This window comes from Flavobacterium jumunjinense (assembly GCF_021650975.2).
Classification (GTDB): Bacteria; Bacteroidota; Bacteroidia; order Flavobacteriales; family Flavobacteriaceae; genus Flavobacterium; species Flavobacterium jumunjinense.
On record NZ_CP091285.1, the window covers coordinates 946925 to 968064 of the forward strand.

Genomic DNA, 21140 nt, shown 5'->3' on the forward strand with positions numbered 1-21140 from the left:
AACATTAGCTAAGTTCCTGAAAACAGCTATATAAACTAACATTTGTTTCTATATTCATTTTTTTTCTTATCCTGTATCTATGATTTTCAACACTGCGTAATGACAAGTTTAATGAAGTCGCAATTTCCTTATTTTTATAATTAAGAAAAATTAAAGCACATATTTTCCGCTCTTCTTCTATTAGTGTTGGATATGTTTTTTCTAACCTATATAAAAATGTAGAAGAAATATCTTTATATAACTCTTCATTTTTTTCATTCGATAATTTACTATTCTGTAAATCAAAAATTAATGAATTAAGATTTTTTTTAACTTTTTCATCATTAATATCATGTGAAACTTCTTTTAATCTACATGTAAAATGCTTTATAAAATCGTTGTTATGATGTACATTTAAAATTATTTTTTCTGTTTTGTTTTCTGTATATTTAAGTTTATTTTGAAATTGAATTGCTCTATTATATAATTTGATTATTTTAATTTTTTGCTTTTTTATTATTGAATAAATCAAAAAGCATGTTATTAAAATTAAAAGAAGTAATACATAAATTTTAGTTGTGGCTAAAGATTTTTCAATTTTTAAGATTTGAATTTTTTGTTCTTTAACTCTATTTTGAATTTCACTATTTTTAAGCTGATTGAGAACTTCTAGATTTTCGATAAGCAATGAATTTTTAGATTCATCAACTTTTTTTTGATATTCTTGATACAGCTTATAATTTTTTAATGCTAACTCAGAATTTCCTTGACCTTCAAAAATTTCAGAATAAAACAAATAAAGTGTAGCCCATAGTTCATTGTTGCTTTCAATTTTTAAAAACGTTTCGCTCTTTTTATTGTATAACAAAGCTTCTTTATATTGTTTTAAATCGATATAACTTTCTGCTATATTTTGATTTATACTACAAATTAAATTTATGTTTTGTGTGCTATTTAGTAAAGCAATACTCTTTTGATAATATTCTATTGCCTGTTTTGGGTCTAAATATTTTTCTAAATAGATATTTCCAATTGACATTAAAATAATTGATTTTGCATTTTGACTAAAATTTTCAACTTTGCTTAACTCAATTAATGAATGTAATGCTTTCTCTATATTTCCTTTTTTAATATCTATTAAAGCTAAGTTTACTTTTACTTTTGCAATTCTATTAACGTTATTCACTTTAGTAAAATTTAGCAAAGATGTTTTATACAAAGCTTCACTTTTATCAAAATTGCCTAATTTAAACTGAAGATTACCTAATAATTGGTTTACTAGTCCAATTTGTTCATCCGATTTTATTTGGTTGGCTATAACTAAAGCTTTTGCATAGGAATCAAAAGATTTGTCATATCTTTCAATTCTAGAAAAAGCTTTTCCAAGAGTATACAATGCTTCTACTTTTAATGTGTCATTTGGTGATTTCGAAAGCGCATTTTCAATTTTTATTATTTTCTCTAAATTGAGCTTATCTTTATTAAATTCTAACAAAGCTTTTTGCAAGGTAATATCCTGTCCAGAAATTAAATTAACAGCGTTAAGAAGTAATAAGAGCAAATATTTTTTCATGAATAAAATCTGTTTTTTTTTAGAACTCGGTGCAATAAAACCACCAACAACTTAGGTGTAATCTCAATAATATCAGACGAATAAATCTTAACGTTATACTTTTTAATTTATTCAAAAATAATAAATAATTACAAATCATCAAATGGACTTTACTTTTGTTGAGAACCCTTGATATTACATGTGTATAAACTTCAATAATTTCATTACTATTGTGTCCTCACAATTCTTATGTATAAGTAATAACTGTGATAATTTTTTAAATTAAAAAATGTTTATCACAAAAACGTGATACTTTATTTTGATCCAAAAAAACAATCACAAAAGTGTGATAAAAAAATAATTCTAATAAAAATAATCACAGAATTTATAAACATAGTCTTTTATCTATAAAGTAAAAAAAAGCAAAACAATATATTTAGAAATTAAGACTTGAAATCGACTTCGAAATAAATTTAAAGGTATCGCTTTAAATCAAATTATTTAATACAACAAGATGAATTAGACCTAAGGAATTCCAAAATTAAAACTATTAAATGGAGCTGTCTTCTGTAGTAAATAGACAACAAAAAACCTCACAGATTTGCGAGGTTTTTTGTTGTTCCTTGTTAATTATAGCATTAATAAACAAGATTGTCAATGTAGTTAATAATTGTAAATCTAATTCAACTCTAGGTATATTTTTATTTCTTTAAATCAATTTTATCAACTCAACATATTTACTATAAAATTAAGTTTACTAATAAACTTTCTCTTTCTTCAATTATTACACTACAAATATAAGTCTGTATTGTAGGTTATTTATTTATTTTTAGACTATTCAATGCTTTGTGTAGATGAATTGCATTAAAGTATAGACAAACAATTTTTAAAGCAGGTTTAATCTTTTGATTAATTCTTGACGATTGGAACGACTAACGGGTATTACCTCTTTTCCAATTAAAACACTATTATCTTCTATATCAATAATTTTTCTTGTATTGATAATATAAGACCTATGCACTTTTAAAAATTGATCTTTAGGTAGTTTTTCTTCTATTTTTTTTAATGTAGAATGTACTGTATAGTTTTTAGCATCTGTCTTTATTAAGATATAATCTCCTTTCGCTTCAACTATTGAAACAGAAGCTATTTCTATTTTAATTAACCTTCTATCTATATTAACATAGAATTCATTTACTGTGTCTTCTTTTTCTTTATTTTCATTTGAAGAGCCATCCTTTTTAGGAGCTAATTCGGCTTTAACAATTGCCTTATCAAAACGTGGCACATCAATCGGCTTAACTAAATAATCAACAATACACTTATATTCAAAAGCTTCAATTGCAAAGTTTTTATCGGAAGTTACAAGAATTACATTTGGTGGATTTTTAATGGTCTGTATAAAATCAAAACCAGTAAAATCGGGCATGTGAATATCTAAAAAAATTAAATCTACTTGATTTTGATTTAAGAACTTAATTGCTTGCATTGCATTACTAAAACTACCAACAAGTTTTAAATTGAGATGATTTGAAATCATTTGCTCAAGTATTACTCTTGCCATTTCTTCGTCATCTAAAATAATGCAATTCATCTATATTGTTTCTAAGTTATTTATAAATCATTTACGAAATTCATCATCAACCTTAAAAAATTTTCAAATTCTTCTTGAAGTGCAGTAGAATTACTTTTTAAATTGTTTTCAAATTCTTCAGCAATATAATAACTTTTTTCTAGACCGAGAATAGAAATTTTATGCTTTAACTTATGAACGGATTGCGAAGCTTGAAAAAAATCGTTCTTTTTTATATATTCATCATAATCTTTAATTTCTTCTGGCAATTCTTTCTTTAAAACACCAATCATGGTTGCTTTAAATTCTTCATCATTTCCAGACAGATCGTTTATGTAATTTAAATTAGGCTTTTCCATTGTTTTTAGGTAAAGTGAAATAAAAGGTTGTTCCTATATCTTCTTGGCTTTCCAACCAAATTTGACCATTATAAATTTCTATAATTTTTTTCACAATTGAAAGTCCAATTCCAGAAGATTGATTGTTACTCTCTAATTTAGAGAAAATTTCAAAAATTTTATTATGATACGGTTCAGGAATTCCCATTCCGTTGTCTTTAATATAGAATTCTATCACATTCTCATCTTCTTTACATCCTATTTCTATTAAACCAACTTCTTTTCGATTGTATTTAATTGCATTTTGAATTAAATTTTGAAATAATTGATTGAATCTAAAATCATTACCGAAAATTTTAGGTAGTACATTATCAATTTTTATGGTAATATTCTTAGGCACATCTAATGTCTGCACCAATTCTTGAACTAAAGCATTAATATCTATAAGTCTGTCGTCCGTTTTCTTTGTATCTACAGAAGAATAATCTAAGATTCCTCCAATCAACAAATCCATTTTTTCAACATTAAACAGGATTAAATCTAACGATTCTTTATTTTTTTCATTTATAAACTCAGGATTATCCTCAATAAACCAATTAATTAAAGCATCAATACTCCTTAGAGGGGCTTTTAAATCATGAGAAACCATGTGAGCATATTGACTAAGTTCTTTGTTTTGCTTTTCAAGGTTTATAACCAATTCTTCTCTTTGCTTGTTAATTTTTACGATCTCTTGTGTTTGCTGCTTTATATAGTTTGCACTACTGAATTCTTCTAACTTACCCGTTGTTTGAGTATCTAAACTCATTGATTCTAAGACAAATTCTAAATTACTATTTATTTCTTTTAAACTATCTGCTTCTTCTCTCAATTTTTGATTAGCTTCGTATAGTTCGTCTGAACTAATTTTCATTGCGCGTTGAAGCATTGCAATTTGTTCTTCAAAATTAGCATACGAATTATCTACCGCTGTGAAGAACTGATCAATATCGTTGAGTCCGTTTTTTAAATGCTTTTCAATTTGTCTCTTTAATAATGAATTCATTATTCGCTTATAAGTGTTAATGTCATTGTTTGATTATGTAAATCACAAAATTTATTCCCATGAAATGGAGCCATTTCTCCGTAAGAATAAAACCCTGTAATAGCAACTTTATCTCCTATTCTCTCTCTTACTTGTTCTACTTCTTCCTCTACGCGTTGGTCCATTACTAGCCGTCTACCAACACAACTAACTAATATAGCAATTTCTGGTCTATTTACCCTGTCTTTCATTGCTAATTCTGCTGCTGTTTCTGCTCCACTTGCAATTGCATCGACAGAAGCCATCATTAATTGCACTCTAGAATTTACAGGAACGTCTCCTGCCAACACCATAGAGTTGTCTGTATCATTAATACTTAAAATCGTTCTAACCACAGGTTTATCTTTCCCTTCTGGTGTTACATTTAAAGGATATAACAATGATGCTTGTGGCAACTGAGATGCTTTTTCTCCTAAATATTTTTTATATAAATCTAAAGCAGGCTGCCCATCTAATTCATAAAGAATATTTCCATTGGATTTGGTTATTTTTCTTTCTGGGCCAAATGAAGTCCAACCACCATGACTAGCAAATGAAATCTCTAATGATTCTCCGTAGAAACCAATCAAAACTACTTCTCCAACTTTCGGATTTTCTTTATAGGAAGCCAATGTTTTTTCGAATCGAGCATCATCTCCACACATGCCACCAGTAATAGAAACTATATCATCTATATTTTTCTCAAGTCCTAGAATTAATGAACTTCCATTTACAAAGCTACCTTCTGACAATACGAACAAGTGTTTTAATCCTTTTTTTGGTATTTTTTTAAATAACTCTTCTCCTAATTTATCTGCTTTTTTATCAAAATCTAAGATATTTTGTCTTTCAACTACAAAAGAACTCTTTTCAAACTCGATTGCAGTAACTGATATAGAATTATCATTAACACTACAACAACAAATTTCTCCAGAAGTTGAACCAAAAACTATGTCTTCATAAGGAAACTCCTTACGAATATCTTCAATTACTTTTTCATCTTCTAATAAATATCTATTTGCAAAAACTAAGACTAATGGTTTTTTTAAAACCATTTTTTCTTGAATATATTCCCAATTTTCGCCTTCTAATTTTGACGCTTGAATAATTTTCATTGTTGTTGTTTTTTTAGTTTAATAAAGAATGTAGTTCCTACCTTTAATTCACTTTCTAACCAAATTTTTCCTTTATACGTTTCAATTACTTTTTTAACGATAGACAATCCTAAACCTGTAGATTTTTCACTATTGGTAAAAGATTGAAAAGTATTGAACATTTTTTCTTGATTTTCTAAAGCAATTCCTGGTCCGTTATCTTTAATTGAAAAAACATAACTATGTTCTTTTTCAAAAAAATCAACTTCGACCAAACCTTCTTCTTTATCAATATAATTTACTGCATTGCTTATTATATTTTGAAAAAGTTGTTGCATTCGAAACTTATCCGCTTCTATAGTTGGTAGTTCATTTTTAATAATGACTTGAATGTTTTCAGGTATATCTATCATTTCAATAATATTTTTCACAATATCATTAATACTAATAGCTTCTATCACCTCATCTACTTTATCAATTTTAGCATAAGTTAATATCCCATGAATTAAATGATCCATTTTTTCAACTTTACTTTCAATCATTGATAAATATTGCAATGTTTGTTCGCTAAACTCTTTATCATTATCTTCCTTTATCCAAGAAATTAAAGAATGAATACTCCTTAAGGGTGATTTTAAATCGTGGGAAACTATCTGTGCATAATCTTCTAATTCTTGATTAATTCTTGCTAAACTAGTTACCAATTCTTCACGTTGAATTTCAAGAAGTTTTCGTTGTGTAATATTCTCTTCTATAGCAAAATATTTAAGAATTTCACCTTTCTTGTTGTACAGTGCTTGACCTTGAACACTAACCCAATATTCTCCTCCGTTTTTCGAATAGTTTAAAACTTCACAATTAAATGGAAGTCCTTTTCTAATTTGTTCTTTAAGATAGTTTATAGTTTCCAGGGATGTGTTTTTTCCTTGTAGAAGACATCCTGGTTTTTTACCTATCAATTCTTCTTTAGTGTAACCAGACATAGTGATAAAACTTTTATTTACCCATTCAATCTCTCCGTTTCTATTACATATTATTACTGCATTAATATTTTTTTCTGCAATTAAAGAAAGTAAAAAAAGTTCTTCTTCTTGCTCTTTTTGTTCGGTAATATCTAAATGTATCCCAATAGAACCAATAGGTTCTCCTTTTAAATCGTAATTTGGAGCACCACTAATTAACCACGTTTTCTTTTTTCCTTGTTTTGTTGTTACCTTAACTTCATAAGAATCTGAAACACCATCTTCTCTTAATTTATTTTTATCTTCTAAAAGCGCTCTACTTTCTTCATCTAAAAATTTCCCAGAAGCTTTGTTTCCTAATAAATCTTCTAAGGCAAAACCACTAATATCGCAAAAAGCTTGGTTTGCAAAAGTAACTTCATCATCTAAATTTACTTCTAATAGCCCCAAATTCATATTTGCAATTATACTGCTGTACTTTTGTTTTTCCTTTTCGAGACTTTCATTATACCTAACTTTTAAAGTAACATCTGTATACGTCCACAAATGACCTTTGTAAACTCCTTCTTCATAAATAGGAATATAACTTCTCTCGAAATATCTTCCATCAACCAATGAGAGTATTTCGTTTTGAACTATTTTCTTTTCGGCTAGAATTTTAGCAATTCTTTTTACAAAATTATCTGGTTCATTAAAAAAAAATTTAGACTCTTCGGCTGATTTACTACAATCTTGTCCTACTAGCTGATCTGGGTTTGCATCTATTGAAAATAATGAGCAGAATTTTTTATTAGAAAGAAGAATTTTACGATTCTGATCTTCTAATAATATTCCTGTTTCTAAGTTTTTGATTAAAGTAGACAATCTGTTTTCTGATTCTACAATTTTTGTTCTTGCTTCTACCTCGGTTGAAATATCATCGACAATTGCGAAATATTCTATAAACTTTCCGTTTTCATCTTTTATGGCCTGTCCTCTTGTTCTTGTCCAAAAATAAGAGCCATCTTTTCGGCCGTGAACTAATTGCAAACTAAAAGGTTCTCCTTTAAAAAAAGGTTGAATCATTTTGTGAAGTTGTGCATTGTCTGTAGCTTCACATCTACCTAATTCTATTGGTGTTTTTCCTATTATTTCATCAATAGAATAACCTGTATGCTTAAGATAGGCATCGTTACACCAAAAAATCTTTCCGTCTGGTTTTGTAAAAACAACACCACTCTGATTGGTACTTGCTACTAAGGAAAGTCTATTTAGCTCTTCTTGTCTTTCTTTTATTTTATTTTTCTGCTTACTAATTGTAACCAATGACTCATTTAGTTCTTTTGTTGTAAGCTCTTGATTGTTTAGTATGTGCAACAAATCTAGCAATGGATCACTTATTGAAAAATCATTAAAAACTAGATTTTTACTTCTAATTTGGTCCATTGAAACAAACCAAGGTGATCCTACAAATAGAATTGCGTCTTGAAGAAATTGAAATTGTCCTCTTAAAACCAACCTATCTTTAGTATAATCTACAACCGATAGTTGGTCTATTAATTCGTTAACACTTTCAAAATTAAATGCATCTAAATGTGGTCTTCTTATGGAAAAGTTATCATTAAAATTTGAATTAAGTTTTAAATCTTTACAAACCTTCTTCATACTCTTACCGAGTCCTATAATCTTCAAGTCTTTACTAATTAGAATATAAAAAGGATATAATTTATTGAAACTATTTTCGTCAAATTTAAATTCTAATTTTCCCATAACTTACCAACTTACTTTAAAGATTTCATGTGAACTCCCATCCAATCTGGTTTGCAGTAAATCTACGTCTATAGGTGAATTATATAATTTACCTATTCCAAGAAGTAAACCCCTAACAAATTCTTGAAGCCCCTCTCTTTTTGAAAAATAATGTAAGTGAATACTATTGGAGGTAATATTACTTATTTTAAATTCAGGAGGTGTCAATTTAGGATACATTAACATGATCCTATTATGGAAGTTAGGTAAATTTAATAAAAAATCTTTTAAGTTTTCTCCTCCCGAGCTCATTAATCCAGGATAATTTTTTGAAGTAGTTTTAATGACCCACCATTCACCAAGTGCAACTAACGTTTGTTCTAAAGAAACTCCTATTTCTTCAGAAGTCGCTTTTGCTAATTTAAATGTAATAGCATCTTCATAAGGTTCTGCACTTATAAAATAATCTACATTTACGCTACTTTTTCTTAAAATGATGTCCCATGTATCTTCCCCATGATTTTCAACAACTAATTCCTGGATTGCTCTGTTCACAATCCCATACATTATTGAGAAATGAGCTCGTTTATGCTCCAATAATCCAACATTCGTTTGATTCGCTCTAAATAATCATCATATTTTAATGGTTTTATAACATATCCTGCTATACCAATTTTATAACATTCTAAAATATCTTTATGATTACTTGATGTAGATAATATAATAGACGGAATATACCTTAGTTGTTCATCGTTTTTTAATATTTCAAGAAATTCTATACCACTAATTTTAGGCATATTTAGGTCTAAAAAAATAATATCTGGTATTATTTCTTTCTCTTTAAGAACTGCAAGAGCATCCTCTCCATTGTTTGCTTCTATAATCTTATGATTTGCACCTAAAGTTTTTAAAACTCTATTGAATTTCATTACTTCGATTGCGTCATCTTCAATTAAAAGAATATTTAGTGATTTCGTCATATGGCTAATATGTATAGTTTTTCAATATCAAAAGTAATATTAATTTAACAGAACGCTTACACATATAAGCCTGAAGCACTTTTTCTATAGACAAATGAACAAAAAGTATAGACGAATGGTTTTTACGATTTTTCCATTTCCATTCTTGTTTTTTTAGTTAAACTTCCATAAACTAATTCATAAGAATGATTAATTAATTCTATCATCAAATTATTAGGCACATCTGAATTAAAAGTAACAGTATTCCAATGTACCTTACTCATATGATAACCTGGCTTCACAGCTTCATAATTTGCCCTAAGTTCCAAAGCTCTTTCTGGGTTGCATTTTAAATTAAGTGAAGGAGTTCCTTTTTCCCAGTTTTTCAATGAAGTTAGACAAAACATTTTCCCACCTACTTTAAATACTAATGTATCTTCATCAAATGGAAAATGCTCAGTTACGCCATTTTTAGATAGGCAAAACTCATATAATTGTTGAATATTCATAACTAATTTTAAAAAACTAAGATACTTAAAATTTATGAATTTTAAATTCTAGGCAAATCAAAACCTTCTTTTAACGGCAAATTAGATTTACCCATCAAATACTCATCAATATAATAGGCTACTTGTCTACCTTCAGATATTGCCCAAACAATTAATGATTGTCCACGACGCATATCTCCTGCCGCAAAAATACCTTTTACGTTTGTAGCATAGTCTTTTTCAGTTGCTTTAATATTAGTTCTGAAATCCATTTCAACTCCTAGTTGTTCTGCTAACGTTTTTTCAGCTCCTGTAAAACCAAGCGCTAACAAAACCATATCACAATCCCAATCTTTTTCAGTATTTGGCACTTCAATTAATTGAGGACGTTCTCCTTCTTTAAAAATCCACTCTACCTCAACGGTTTTTAAGCCTACTAAATTTCCTTTTTTATCACCCAAAAATTCTTTAGTAGAAATACTAAAAAATCGTTCCACACCTTCTTTATGAGAAGAAGTCGTTTTCAATTTCATTGGCCAATAAGGCCACGGTTGATTGGCAGGTCGACCAACAGTTGGTTTTGTTAATATTTCAAAATTTGTTACAGAAACAGCTCCATGACGATTACTTGTTCCAATACAATCGGAACCAGTATCTCCACCACCAATAACAATTACTTTTTTATCTTTAGCCGATAAAACCTTATCAAATTGTATTAAACCATCAACATATTGATTGTTTAATTTTAAAAATTCCATAGCTTGATGCACTCCTTTCAAATGATTTCCTTTAATAGGAATCCCTCTTCTTTCGGTTGCACCTCCACACATTAAAACCGCATCATAATCGGCCTTTATTGTTTCTACGCTTATGTTATTACCTACGTAGGCATTCGTTTTAAAAATAATGCCTTCTTCTTTTAAAACTTCAATTCTTCTGTCGATAATTTGTTTTTCCAATTTAAAATCGGGAATTCCATAACGCAATAAACCACCTACTTTTGCATCACGCTCAAAAACAGTAACAGTATGTCCTGCTCTATTTAATTGTTGGGCTGCTGCCAAACCAGAAGGTCCAGATCCTATTACTGCTACTCTTTTATCGGTTCTTACTTTTGGAGGATGTGCTACTATCCAACCTTCTTTAAAAGCCGTTTCCACTATATTCTTCTCAATATTTTCAATACTTACTGGATCTTCATTGATTCCAAGTACACAAGCTTCTTCGCATGGTGCTGGACACAATCTTCCTGTAAATTCCGGGAAATTATTTGTGGAATGCAAAATTGCAGCGGCTTCTTTCCATCTTCCTTTATAAACTTTATCATTAAAATCGGGAATTAAGTTTCCTAATGGACAACCGCTATGGCAAAATGGTATCCCACAATCCATACATCTTGCACCTTGTGATTTTAATTTGGTTTCCTCAAGTGGAATGGTAAATTCATTATAATTTTGAAGACGTTCTTCAACTTTAATATAGTCCTCGTCTATTCTTTCGTATTCTAAAAATCCTGTTGGCTTTCCCATATTCTTATTGCTTTACAAGGTTTTCTTGTTCTAGTCGTATTAAGGCTTGTTTGTATTCTTCTGGTAGTACTTTTATAAATTTTGATAATTGGTTTTCCCAATTTTCTAAAATGCGTTGGGCTAAAGGACTCATTGTTGCATTATAATGATTTTCAATTAACTGTTTTAATTCTTGAACATCTTCTTCTAAAACAACAGAATCTAAATTCAAACCTTCCTTATTACATTGCTTATCAAAAGTACCATTAACATCATATATGTAAGCAATTCCACCGCTCATTCCTGCTCCAAAATTACGACCTACTTCTCCTAAAACAACTGCCACTCCACCTGTCATATACTCACAACCATGATCTCCAATTCCTTCAACAACTGCTGTTGCTCCTGAATTTCTTACACAAAAACGTTCTCCAGCTTTACCATTAATATAAACTTCACCAGAAGTTGCTCCATATAAAGCAACATTTCCAATAATTACATTTTCTTCAGGAACAATAGTAGCTTCCTCAGGAACTTTCACAATTAATTTTGCACCTGACAATCCTTTTCCTAAATAATCATTTGAATTTCCATTAATTACTAATGTCAATCCTTTTGTTGCGAAAGCTCCAAAACTTTGCCCTGCTGAACCTGTAAAATTAATTTTCAAAGTGTTTTCAGGCAATCCTTGAGAACCGTATATTTTTGAAATTTCGTTACTTAAAATAGCGCCAAAAGCTCTATCCATATTGGTAATCTTAGATTCCAAAACTATTTTTTCTTTTCTAAACAAAGCAGGATGTGCTTGACGAATGATTTTAAAATCTAATGATTTTTCTAAATGATGATCTTGCGATTCAGTATTATATAATTTAGTGTCTTGTGGTACTTTTACTTGGTGTAAAATTGGCGATAAATCTAAACCTAACGCTTTATAATGTTTTATCGTTTTGTTTCTGTTCAATTTTTGAACTTGACCTACCATTTCATTAACCGTTCTAAATCCTAATTGTGCCATAATTTCTCTTAACTCTTGCGCTACGAAATACATAAAATTCACAACGTGTTCTGGTTTTCCTTCAAATTTCTTACGCAATTCTGGATTTTGAGTAGCTATTCCTACTGGACAAGTATTCAAATGACAAACACGCATCATAATACAACCCGAAGCTACTAATGGAGCTGTTGCAAAACCAAATTCTTCAGCACCAAGTAAGCAAGCAATAGCTACATCACGGCCGGTTTTTAACTGGCCATCACATTCTAGAACTACTCGATTTCTTAGGTTGTTCATTACTAATGTTTGTTGGGCTTCAGCCAAACCTAATTCCCATGGTAATCCAGCATGTTTTAGAGATGTTAAAGGTGTTGCTCCCGTCCCACCATCGTGACCTGATATTAAAATCACATCTCCTTTTGCCTTTGCTACTCCAGCTGCGACGGTACCAATTCCCACTTCCGAAACCAATTTAACATTGATTCTTGCTTCTCTATTAGCTGATTTTAAATCGTAGATTAATTGCGATAAATCTTCAATTGAATAAATATCGTGATGTGGTGGCGGAGAAATTAAACCTACATAAGGTGTAGAGTTTCTAGTTTTAGCAATATCTGGATTTACTTTTGGTCCAGGCAATTGCCCTCCTTCACCAGGTTTCGCCCCTTGAGCCATTTTAATTTGGATTTCGGAAGCATTTGTAAGATAATTCGAAGTTACTCCAAATCGACCCGAAGCTACTTGTTTAATGGCTGAATTTTTCCAATCTCCATTTGAATCTTTGTAAAAACGTTCTTCATCTTCTCCTCCTTCACCAGAATTACTTTTTCCGCCAATTCTATTCATAGCAACCGCTAAATTCTCATGTGCTTCTTTGCTAATAGAACCATAAGACATAGCCCCAGTTTTAAAACGCTTCACAATATTTGTCCATGGCTCTACTTCTTCTAATGGAATGGGATCATAATTGGTAAACTCAAACAAACCTCTAATTGTCATTAAATGTTGAGCTTGTTCATTTATCAAAGTTGAATACTCTTTAAACGTACTGTGTTTATTAGTTCTAACGGATTCTTGTAATTTAGCTACGGTTAATGGATTAAAAGCATGCTTTTCTCCACTTCTTCTCCATTTATATTGTCCTCCAAAATCCAATCCTAAATCAGCTTCTATTATTTCTTTCCCGTAAGCCTTTTTATGTCGATTAAAAATCTCTTTTTCAATTTCTCTTAATCCAATGCCTTGAATACGAGTAATAGTGTTTGGGAAATATGCTTCAACTACTTTAGTATTTAAGCCAACACATTCAAACAATTGCGCACCACGATAAGAATTTAATGTAGAGATTCCTATTTTATTCATCACTTTAAGAATTCCCATTCCTACAGCTTTATTATAATTTACAATAGCATCTATATAATCTACATTTTCAATTTCTTTATCTTGGACTTGTTTAAAAACAATTTCATTAACGATATAAGGATTAATTGCACTAGCACCATAACCAAACAACAACGCAAAATGATGCACTTCTCTAGGTTCAGCCGATTCTATGATAATACTTACTTTTGCACGTTTACCTATTTTATATAGTTCGTGATTAACATAAGAACAAGCCAATAAAGCAGGAATTGGAGCCATTTTACTATTAACTCCTCTGTCAGATAGTATAATAATGTTACTTCCATCATCAATTGCTTTTGAAGCTTGTTTCACCAAATTAGTAAGCGAATGTTCCAATTCGTTTAAACCTTTATTTACTTCGTAAAGTATTGAGATATTAGTTATCACAAAATCAGGATTATTAGTGTAATTTTTAATCTTATCTAAATCGTGTTTTGAAATAACTGGATTTTGAATTTTTAGTTTTCGACATTGGTCTTCATTGATATTAAAGATGTTTATGTCTTTACCTAATGTTAAGCTTATATCTGTAATTAATTTTTCGCGAATACCATCCAATGGTGGATTTGTAACTTGAGCAAATAACTGTTTGAAATAATTGTATATCAACTGAGGCTTTTCAGACAATATAGCGATTGGAGTATCATTTCCCATTGAACCAATTGGTTCCTTACCTGTTTGAGCCATAGGAAGAATAATCGTTTTTAAATCTTCTTCAGTGTAACCAAAAAGCACCTGACGTTTTTCCAGAAGATCTTCTGTATGCTTTATTTCTCCTTCCTTGGCAGGAATATCTTTTAGATGTACTAAGTTTTTATCTAACCATTTTCTATATGGATGTTTAGAAACGATATCTTCTTTAATTTCTTCATCATTAATAATTCGCCCCTGATTCATGTTTACTAAGAACATTTTACCAGGCTCTAATCTTCCATGATATTCAATATTCTTTGGATCAATTTCAATTACTCCTGTTTCGGAAGACATAATAACAAAACCATCTTTAGTAACTGTATATCGAGAAGGACGCAAACCATTTCTATCTAAAACCGCACCGATATAATTACCATCTGTAAAAGGAATAGATGCAGGACCATCCCAAGGCTCCATAATACAAGAATTATATTCGTAAAATGCTTTTTTAGCTTCAGACATATGTGGATTTTTCTCCCAAGCTTCCGGCACTAACATCATCATTACTTCAGGTAAAGAACGACCCGTCATTAGTAACAATTCAACTACCATATCCATTTGAGCAGAATCTGATTTTCCAGGCAATATTATTGGAAACAAACTTTTAATATCTTCTCCAAACCAATCACTTTCCATTAATTCTTGACGAGATAACAATCTAGAGACGTTTCCTCTAAGTGTATTAATTTCACCATTATGACACATATATCGAAATGGTTGTGCTAAATCCCAAGTAGGAAAAGTATTGGTTGAAAAACGTTGATGAACAAGTGCTAATCGTGTAACTAAAGAAGGATCTTGTAAATCTTTATAATATAATTTTATATCTTCGGGAATCAATAAACCTTTAAAAATAATTATTTTAGTTGAAAGACTTGGCAAATAAAAACGAGTACTTTCAGAAAGTTTAGAATCATGGATATGATGCTCTGTTTGTTTTCGCGCTGTAAATAGCTTCAAGTTAAAGTCAAAATCATCTTGATTATTATTTTGTTTGCCTACAAAAATTTGTTTGATGAAAGGTTCTGTCTCAGAAGCTATTCTACCAATGACAGAAGCATCTACAGGGACTTCTCTCCAACCTAAAACCACCATTTTTTGTAATTTTATATAATGTTCTAATTTTTCAATGCAATAATTCCGTTGATTTTCCCTTTTTGGAAGAAAGACATTACTAACTGCATATTCTCCTTCTTTTGGCAAACTAAAATCACAATTTTTAACAAAGAAATCATGGGGAATATCAATTAAAATTCCAGCACCATCACCTGTCTTTCCATCTGCACTAACAGCACCTCTATGCTCTAATTTTTCAAGAATTTCTAATGCTTTATGAATTATTTCATTGGATTTATTTCCTTTTAAACTACAAATAAATCCAGCACCACAATTATCATGTTCAAATTCTGGCAAATAGAGTCCTTGTTTTTTTAGCATAAGATAAAATTATTTAACGTGTTCATTATTAGATGATTTCTACTAATTTATGATGAACAATTCGAAAAATAAAATTATGTATGTATTATTCCGATTATGAAAATTAAAAGGTTTTAAATAATTAATTTGATAATTAATCAATCTCAAATTATCAAAATGACAATCATTTTTTCTGTTTGAGTCATTCGAAAAAAATTATTCTATTCTATATAATATTGGTTTTGAAGGAGAAGCATCATTTTCGAAAGATGCAATTTGTAAATTCAGTATATAACTTCCATCTAAAATTATATCCGAAACATATATTAATTCTGTAATGGTACAGTTCATTCTAGCATCATCTTTTAAAACTGCAACATCTTTTACATTCCAAAAAGCTTTATGTGCTAATAATTTACCTTCATCGTGTTCTTTGTCGACACTTGGCAAATCAATTAATAAGTGTTGAATTCCTAATTCTCTAATATAAATTGCGGCCGATTCTTCTAAATAAGGAGGATTTGTATTTGAATATTTTTTACTTTTTTTACTCTCAAAGTTTGGAAGCGTTCTAATTATTATGGCTTCAGTTTCTTTATTTTTTAAAGCTGATTCAATTTGTGATTTAGTAATTACCAAATCTTCATTTATTGATTCTGGTTGTACAGAAATTACTTCTGCCGTAAAAAAGAATTTTTGCAAACATTTATTAATACTATAAAAATCATGCGTAATATGTCCTAAACATTCTGTATGCGTTCCGTGTGCATGAGGGTTAAAGAAAATATTATTGAAGTTTGTAGATGACTTACCTTGGGAAACTTTCCCTATCCAATCGCCCATTTTTACGGGTTCAATTTCAGGAACATCTTGATACCAAGCAATTGGATTTTGCTCATTATTTGTTAAAGGTATCGAAATATCCAATGGTTTTGATAAGTCTATTTGGTATTTATTGTCTATTGTAGCTTGCATGACTCAATATATTTACATTCTATTTACTCCAAATTTAACAAAAATAAATCCGATGCAATTCCGTCACATAAAAACTTACCTTTTTTTGTGGTTTGAAGTACGTTATCTTCAACAACTAACAAATCATCTTCCAAAAAACGTTTTGACTCTTTGTTTAGGTAATCAAAATATTTCAATCCGAATTCATTTTTTATCCTATCTAAAGAAACGCCCCAAATCGTTCGTAAACCTGTCATTATATATTCATTATAACGATCTGTTAAAGTCAGTTTTTCAGTTTCAATAGGCAACCTATTTTCTTCAATTACTTTAATATATAGTGCATTATTCGAAATATTCCAACCTCTATTTACTCCATCATAACTATGTGCAGATGGGCCAATTCCTATATATTTTTTTCCAAGCCAATAACTTGAATTGTTTTTAGAGAAATAATCTGGTTTCCCGAAATTGGATAATTCATAATGTATGAATCCGTTTTCCTTTAATGTTTCAACTAAAATATAAAAATGTTCTTGTGCTACTTCATCATCAGGTTGTTTAATAATTCCTTTTTTAATGAATTTATCTAAAGCAGTCTTAGGCTCGACTGTTAATGCATAACTCGAAATGTGTGGAATTCCAAAAGACAATGCTTTTTCAATGTTTTGCTTCCATTTTTCATTACTCATATTTGGCACACCATAGATTAAATCTAAAGAAATATTATCGAAATACTGAGTTGCTAACTCCAAACACCGCTGTGCCTCTTGAGAATCATGCGCCCGATTCATCATCTTCAAATCATCTTCAAAGAAAGATTGAATTCCAATGGATAATCTATTTATATTATTTTTTGAAAGTTGAATAATTCGGTCTTCTGTTAAATCATCTGGATTGGCTTCGACTGTTATTTCAGGGTTATCATCAACTTTATAATTTTGATAAACCACATCAATCAACATTTTCAAATCATCAACATCAAGAATACTAGGTGTTCCACCACCAAAATAGATGGTTGCAACAGTTTCATCTTTAAACTCATCTTTACGCATTGCGATTTCTTTGGCTAATGCCGAAACCATTTCGTCTTTCTTTTTTAAACTTGTAGAAAAATGAAAGTCGCAGTAATGACATGCTTGTTTGCAAAAAGGAATATGGATGTAGATGCCGCTCATTTTTTTTAGTATTCAGTTTTCGGTATTCATTATTCAGTTTTATCAACTGAATGCTATTTCTTAACTCTATTCTCGTTTTGTTTCACGAAAGCATCCCAACCAGAATAACTTTTTCCAACTTCCACTCTTCCAGAATTGAAAAAGTGACATACTGCTGCAGCCAAACCATCGGTTGAATCGAGGTTTTTTGGTAATGTTTTTAAACCCAAAAGTTGTTGTAACATTTTAGCTACTTGTTCTTTACTAGCATTACCATTTCCTGTAATTGCCATTTTTATTTTTTTAGGTTCATATTCTGTAATGGGAATATCTCTAGACAAACCTGCTGCCATAGCTACACCTTGCGCTCTTCCTAACTTCAACATCGATTGTACATTTTTCCCAAAGAAAGGTGCTTCAATCGCAATTTCATCTGGATGATAGGTTTCGATAAGTTCAATAGTTCGTTCGAAAATAACTTTCAACTTCTTATAATGGTCATCATATTTATTAAGAACTAATTCGTTTAACTGAAGAAATTCCATTTTTTTATTCACGACTTTAATTAATCCGAATCCCATTATTGTTGTTCCAGGGTCAATTCCTAATATGATACGTTCGTTTGCCAATATTTTAGTTTAAAAGTTTAAAGTTTAAAGCGTAAAGTTTGTTACTTTGCGGCAATGATTTCAATTCCTCACAAAGCTAAGCAATTCCTAGTATTATCAATTAAACTTTTAATTGTATGTATGGCTTTTTATTATATTTATTGGCATTTTCAAGAAAACAATAGAATGAATTGGCCTATTATTAGTTACTATTTTAGCTGGAAAACAGCTTTAGTATTAATCATTCTTTCTACATTCAATTGGTTGCTAGAAATTTTAAAATGGCAAAACCTAGTTCGTTCATTTAAGAAAATATCGTTCCTAGAAGCTAGCAAACAAAGTTTAGGTTCGCTAACTGCTTCCATTTTTACACCTAATAGAATTGGAGAATATGGCGCTAAAATGCTTTATTTTCCAAAAGATGAAGCAAAAAAAGTGCTGTTTCTAAATTTCATTAACAATAGCTCGCAAATGTTAGTTACTTGTTTTTTTGGGATTTTTGGTCTTGTCATTTCAACATTAACAATTAAATCAAATAATGCTTCTTCTTGGTTTTCCTTTAAATTAAAAACAATCCATTTTTTTATTCTTATTGCATTAATTATACTTTCTATTTTAATGATTAAGTACAGAAAAATTGAACTCTATGGTTTTTCACTTCAAAAATTAATAAAAAAGATTAAAAAAGTGCCGTCGTACTTATGGAGAACAAATTTCCAATTAGCTGTAATGCGGTATCTACTTTTTTCGCATCAGTTTTACTTTTTATTAGTTACTTTTAATTGCGACATTAATTACTCAACAGCCTTGGCAACGATTTTTATCATGTATTTATTAGCTTCCATAATTCCGAGTATCCAATTTATTGATGTTGCGATAAAAGGAAGTGTGGCTCTTTATCTATTTAGTTTTATAGGTATCGAAAACACAAAAGTTATTACTATAACATCATTAATGTGGATTTTTAATTTAGTAATTCCAGTATTAATAGGTGTTTATTTTGTTTTACGTTTTAAACCCCAAAAAGAATGATAACACTCCTTTTTATCTTATTAATCATTTACACGCTTGCTATTGGCTTATTTATTTTTGGTTTTTATAAAATGACAAAACAAAAACATAGTGTTTTTAGTCCAAAAACTAATTTCTCAATTGTTGTTCCTTTTAGAAATGAAGCTGAAAATTTACCCAAACTATTAAATTCCATTTCACTATTAAATTACCCAAAAACACTTTTTGAGGTTATATTAGTAGATGATGATTCGGAGGAAGAATTACGGATTATGAATTATGAATTTGAAATTCAGATTGTAAAGAATAAAAGAAAAAGTAACTCTCCAAAGAAAGATGCAATTGAAACTGCAATTAAAACAGCAAAACATAATTGGATAATTACAACTGATGCTGATTGCTTAGTTCAAAAAAACTGGCTGTCTTCATTTGATAATTTTATTCAAGAAAAAGAGCTTAAAATGATTGCTGCTGGTGTTTGTTATTTACCTAAAAAAGGGTTTTTACACGACTTTCAAACTTTAGATTTCTTAAGTTTACAAGGTGCTACGATTGGGAGTTTTGGCATTAACAAACCTTTTATGTGTAATGGAGCTAACTTTGCCTATAGAAAAGATTTCTTTATCGATTTACATGGCTTTGATGGTAATGCTACAATTGCAAGTGGTGATGATGTCTTTTTATTACAAAAAGGAATACAACATGATGCAAAGTCTATTGGTTTTCTATACAATCGAGATAGTATTGTAGCTACACAAAGTGTAAATAGCTGGAAAGAATTATTCATGCAACGTGTACGTTGGGCTGCAAAAAGCACAGGTTATTCTTCTCTTTTTGGAAAAGGAATTGCTCTTTTAGTATTTTTTACTAATCTATCTTGGGTGATTATATTCTTATTATGGTCATTACAATGTTTTAATCAAAACTTTTTTATGCTATTTATAGGCATAAAATTTTTAATTGATTTGATTTTAATCATGCAAACCTCTAAATATTTTCAAAGTAAAACAAATTGGATTTTACTTGGCTCTCTTTTCTATCCTTTTTTTAGCACAAGTGTTGCTTTATATTCCTTATTTGGAAGTTATAATTGGAAAGGAAGACGTTTTAAAAAATAATTTATTCAGCTACATTAATAACAACTGGCAAAACAAATTGTGATTTCACTTTTATTCCTCTTTTAATTGCAGGCTCAATACGAGGAAAATCAGAAAGTTTTTGTTGAAGAATACTATCAATAAGTGCTATATCGTAGGAAACTGTACCTTTAGGTATTTGTGTTTCAAATTGAATTTTAGCATCTGGATGAATAGTCACTTTTACTTTTATTGTATCAATTTCTGGATACATTATTTGTAAAGTATCAACACCTATTCTAGACTGAATATTTTGAATGATATTATCAAAAAAGCATTGTTTTTGTAATTCTGTATCAAGAATAGAATCACAAGAAAAAGCAGTAGGAAACTCATCTACTTCTTTCCAATTAATTTTTTTTAATTCTTGTTCCAACAACTCTTGCTCGTCTGGAGCTTTTTTATCAAAAAACTGACAAGAATTTAAACTTAAAAGAAATATAAAAAGACTAATTTTTTTCAAAACTGGATATTTGCTGTAAAAATAGCAAGAATTTTTCATTACCAAGCTTCTTTACTG

General features: G+C 29.6%; 17 protein-coding genes. 2 read left to right on the forward strand and 15 right to left on the reverse strand.

The window, feature by feature from the left end; all coding sequences use genetic code 11:
* Positions 1-4: 4 nt before the first annotated feature.
* The 14 genes from L2Z92_RS04430 to ruvC form a co-directional block, all read right to left on the reverse strand.
* Positions 5-1552 carry a tetratricopeptide repeat protein gene (locus tag L2Z92_RS04430; RefSeq protein WP_236457636.1) on the reverse strand — a complete coding sequence of 516 codons (1548 nt, stop codon included), beginning with the start codon at positions 1550-1552 and terminating at the stop codon, positions 5-7.
* A gap of 865 nt (positions 1553-2417) precedes the next feature.
* Positions 2418-3125 (reverse strand): LytR/AlgR family response regulator transcription factor, encoded by a 708-nt coding sequence (locus tag L2Z92_RS04435; protein WP_236457637.1) that lies wholly within the window; start codon positions 3123-3125, stop codon positions 2418-2420.
* A gap of 20 nt (positions 3126-3145) precedes the next feature.
* Positions 3146-3463, reverse strand: coding sequence for an Hpt domain-containing protein (locus L2Z92_RS04440; RefSeq protein WP_236457638.1), 318 nt, complete (start codon positions 3461-3463; stop codon positions 3146-3148).
* On the reverse strand, positions 3450-4487 hold the full coding sequence (locus L2Z92_RS04445; RefSeq protein ID WP_236457639.1) for a sensor histidine kinase: 1038 nt from the start codon (positions 4485-4487) through the stop codon (positions 3450-3452). The genes L2Z92_RS04440 and L2Z92_RS04445 overlap by 14 nt, the downstream gene beginning before the upstream one ends.
* Positions 4487-5620, reverse strand: coding sequence for an FIST signal transduction protein (locus L2Z92_RS04450; protein ID WP_236457640.1), 1134 nt, complete (start codon positions 5618-5620; stop codon positions 4487-4489). Before L2Z92_RS04450 ends, L2Z92_RS04445 begins: the two co-directional genes overlap by 1 nt.
* Positions 5617-8310: a PAS domain S-box protein gene (locus L2Z92_RS04455; protein ID WP_236457641.1), complete on the reverse strand. Its 2694-nt coding sequence runs from the start codon at positions 8308-8310 to the stop codon at positions 5617-5619. The genes L2Z92_RS04450 and L2Z92_RS04455 overlap by 4 nt, the downstream gene beginning before the upstream one ends.
* 3 nt (positions 8311-8313) lie before the next feature.
* Entirely contained in the window at positions 8314-8844 is a 531-nt protein-coding gene (locus L2Z92_RS04460; RefSeq protein WP_236457642.1) for a heme NO-binding domain-containing protein, read from the reverse strand.
* 11 nt (positions 8845-8855) lie between these two features.
* Entirely contained in the window at positions 8856-9269 is a 414-nt protein-coding gene (locus tag L2Z92_RS04465) for a response regulator (protein WP_236457643.1), read from the reverse strand.
* Between the two features lie 122 nt (positions 9270-9391).
* Positions 9392-9757: an MmcQ/YjbR family DNA-binding protein gene (locus L2Z92_RS04470; protein ID WP_236457644.1), complete on the reverse strand. Its 366-nt coding sequence runs from the start codon at positions 9755-9757 to the stop codon at positions 9392-9394.
* A 41-nt stretch (positions 9758-9798) separates the two neighbouring features.
* The gene (locus tag L2Z92_RS04475) at positions 9799-11265 is read right to left on the reverse strand and encodes a glutamate synthase subunit beta (RefSeq protein WP_236457645.1); all 1467 of its coding nucleotides are present in this window, start codon (positions 11263-11265) and stop codon (positions 9799-9801) included.
* A 4-nt stretch (positions 11266-11269) separates the two neighbouring features.
* Positions 11270-15775, reverse strand: coding sequence for a glutamate synthase large subunit (gene gltB / locus L2Z92_RS04480; RefSeq protein ID WP_236457646.1), 4506 nt, complete (start codon positions 15773-15775; stop codon positions 11270-11272).
* A 195-nt stretch (positions 15776-15970) separates the two neighbouring features.
* Positions 15971-16729: a cyclase family protein gene (locus L2Z92_RS04485; protein ID WP_236457647.1), complete on the reverse strand. Its 759-nt coding sequence runs from the start codon at positions 16727-16729 to the stop codon at positions 15971-15973.
* 23 nt (positions 16730-16752) lie between these two features.
* A complete protein-coding gene (hemW, locus tag L2Z92_RS04490; protein ID WP_236457648.1) occupies positions 16753-17886 on the reverse strand; it encodes a radical SAM family heme chaperone HemW in 1134 nt (377 codons plus the stop codon).
* Positions 17887-17939: 53 nt separating this feature from the next.
* Positions 17940-18494, reverse strand: coding sequence for a crossover junction endodeoxyribonuclease RuvC (gene ruvC, locus L2Z92_RS04495; RefSeq protein ID WP_236457649.1), 555 nt, complete (start codon positions 18492-18494; stop codon positions 17940-17942).
* Positions 18495-18614: 120 nt separating this feature from the next.
* Between ruvC and L2Z92_RS04500 the strand changes: the two genes are divergently transcribed.
* Positions 18615-19505: a lysylphosphatidylglycerol synthase domain-containing protein gene (locus L2Z92_RS04500; RefSeq protein WP_236457650.1), complete on the forward strand. Its 891-nt coding sequence runs from the start codon at positions 18615-18617 to the stop codon at positions 19503-19505.
* 71 nt (positions 19506-19576) lie between these two features.
* Positions 19577-20602, forward strand: coding sequence for a glycosyltransferase family 2 protein (locus L2Z92_RS04505; RefSeq protein WP_319800397.1), 1026 nt, complete (start codon positions 19577-19579; stop codon positions 20600-20602).
* Position 20603: 1 nt separating this feature from the next.
* Here L2Z92_RS04505 and L2Z92_RS04510 read toward each other — a convergent pair whose 3' ends face one another.
* On the reverse strand, positions 20604-21122 hold the full coding sequence (locus tag L2Z92_RS04510) for a hypothetical protein (RefSeq protein WP_236457652.1): 519 nt from the start codon (positions 21120-21122) through the stop codon (positions 20604-20606).
* Between the last annotated feature and the right edge of the window lie 18 nt (positions 21123-21140).

What these genes read in the sequence shown, in the direction of transcription:
- L2Z92_RS04430 (WP_236457636.1), bottom strand. Translation starts at nt 1,552, where the DNA reads ATGAAAAAATATTTGCTCTTATTACTTCTTAACGCTGTTAATTTAATT.
- L2Z92_RS04500 (WP_236457650.1), top strand. Translation starts at nt 18,615, where the DNA reads ATGGCTTTTTATTATATTTATTGGCATTTTCAAGAAAACAATAGAATG.
- L2Z92_RS04445 (WP_236457639.1), bottom strand. Translation starts at nt 4,487, where the DNA reads ATGAATTCATTATTAAAGAGACAAATTGAAAAGCATTTAAAAAACGGA.
- gltB (WP_236457646.1), bottom strand. Translation starts at nt 15,775, where the DNA reads ATGCTAAAAAAACAAGGACTCTATTTGCCAGAATTTGAACATGATAAT.
- hemW (WP_236457648.1), bottom strand. Translation starts at nt 17,886, where the DNA reads ATGAGCGGCATCTACATCCATATTCCTTTTTGCAAACAAGCATGTCAT.
- L2Z92_RS04435 (WP_236457637.1), bottom strand. Translation starts at nt 3,125, where the DNA reads ATGAATTGCATTATTTTAGATGACGAAGAAATGGCAAGAGTAATACTT.
- L2Z92_RS04440 (WP_236457638.1), bottom strand. Translation starts at nt 3,463, where the DNA reads ATGGAAAAGCCTAATTTAAATTACATAAACGATCTGTCTGGAAATGAT.
- L2Z92_RS04475 (WP_236457645.1), bottom strand. Translation starts at nt 11,265, where the DNA reads ATGGGAAAGCCAACAGGATTTTTAGAATACGAAAGAATAGACGAGGAC.
- L2Z92_RS04455 (WP_236457641.1), bottom strand. Translation starts at nt 8,310, where the DNA reads ATGGGAAAATTAGAATTTAAATTTGACGAAAATAGTTTCAATAAATTA.
- L2Z92_RS04465 (WP_236457643.1), bottom strand. Translation starts at nt 9,269, where the DNA reads ATGACGAAATCACTAAATATTCTTTTAATTGAAGATGACGCAATCGAA.
- L2Z92_RS04505 (WP_319800397.1), top strand. Translation starts at nt 19,577, where the DNA reads ATGACAAAACAAAAACATAGTGTTTTTAGTCCAAAAACTAATTTCTCA.
- L2Z92_RS04510 (WP_236457652.1), bottom strand. Translation starts at nt 21,122, where the DNA reads ATGAAAAATTCTTGCTATTTTTACAGCAAATATCCAGTTTTGAAAAAA.
- L2Z92_RS04485 (WP_236457647.1), bottom strand. Translation starts at nt 16,729, where the DNA reads ATGCAAGCTACAATAGACAATAAATACCAAATAGACTTATCAAAACCA.
- L2Z92_RS04450 (WP_236457640.1), bottom strand. Translation starts at nt 5,620, where the DNA reads ATGAAAATTATTCAAGCGTCAAAATTAGAAGGCGAAAATTGGGAATAT.
- L2Z92_RS04470 (WP_236457644.1), bottom strand. Translation starts at nt 9,757, where the DNA reads ATGAATATTCAACAATTATATGAGTTTTGCCTATCTAAAAATGGCGTA.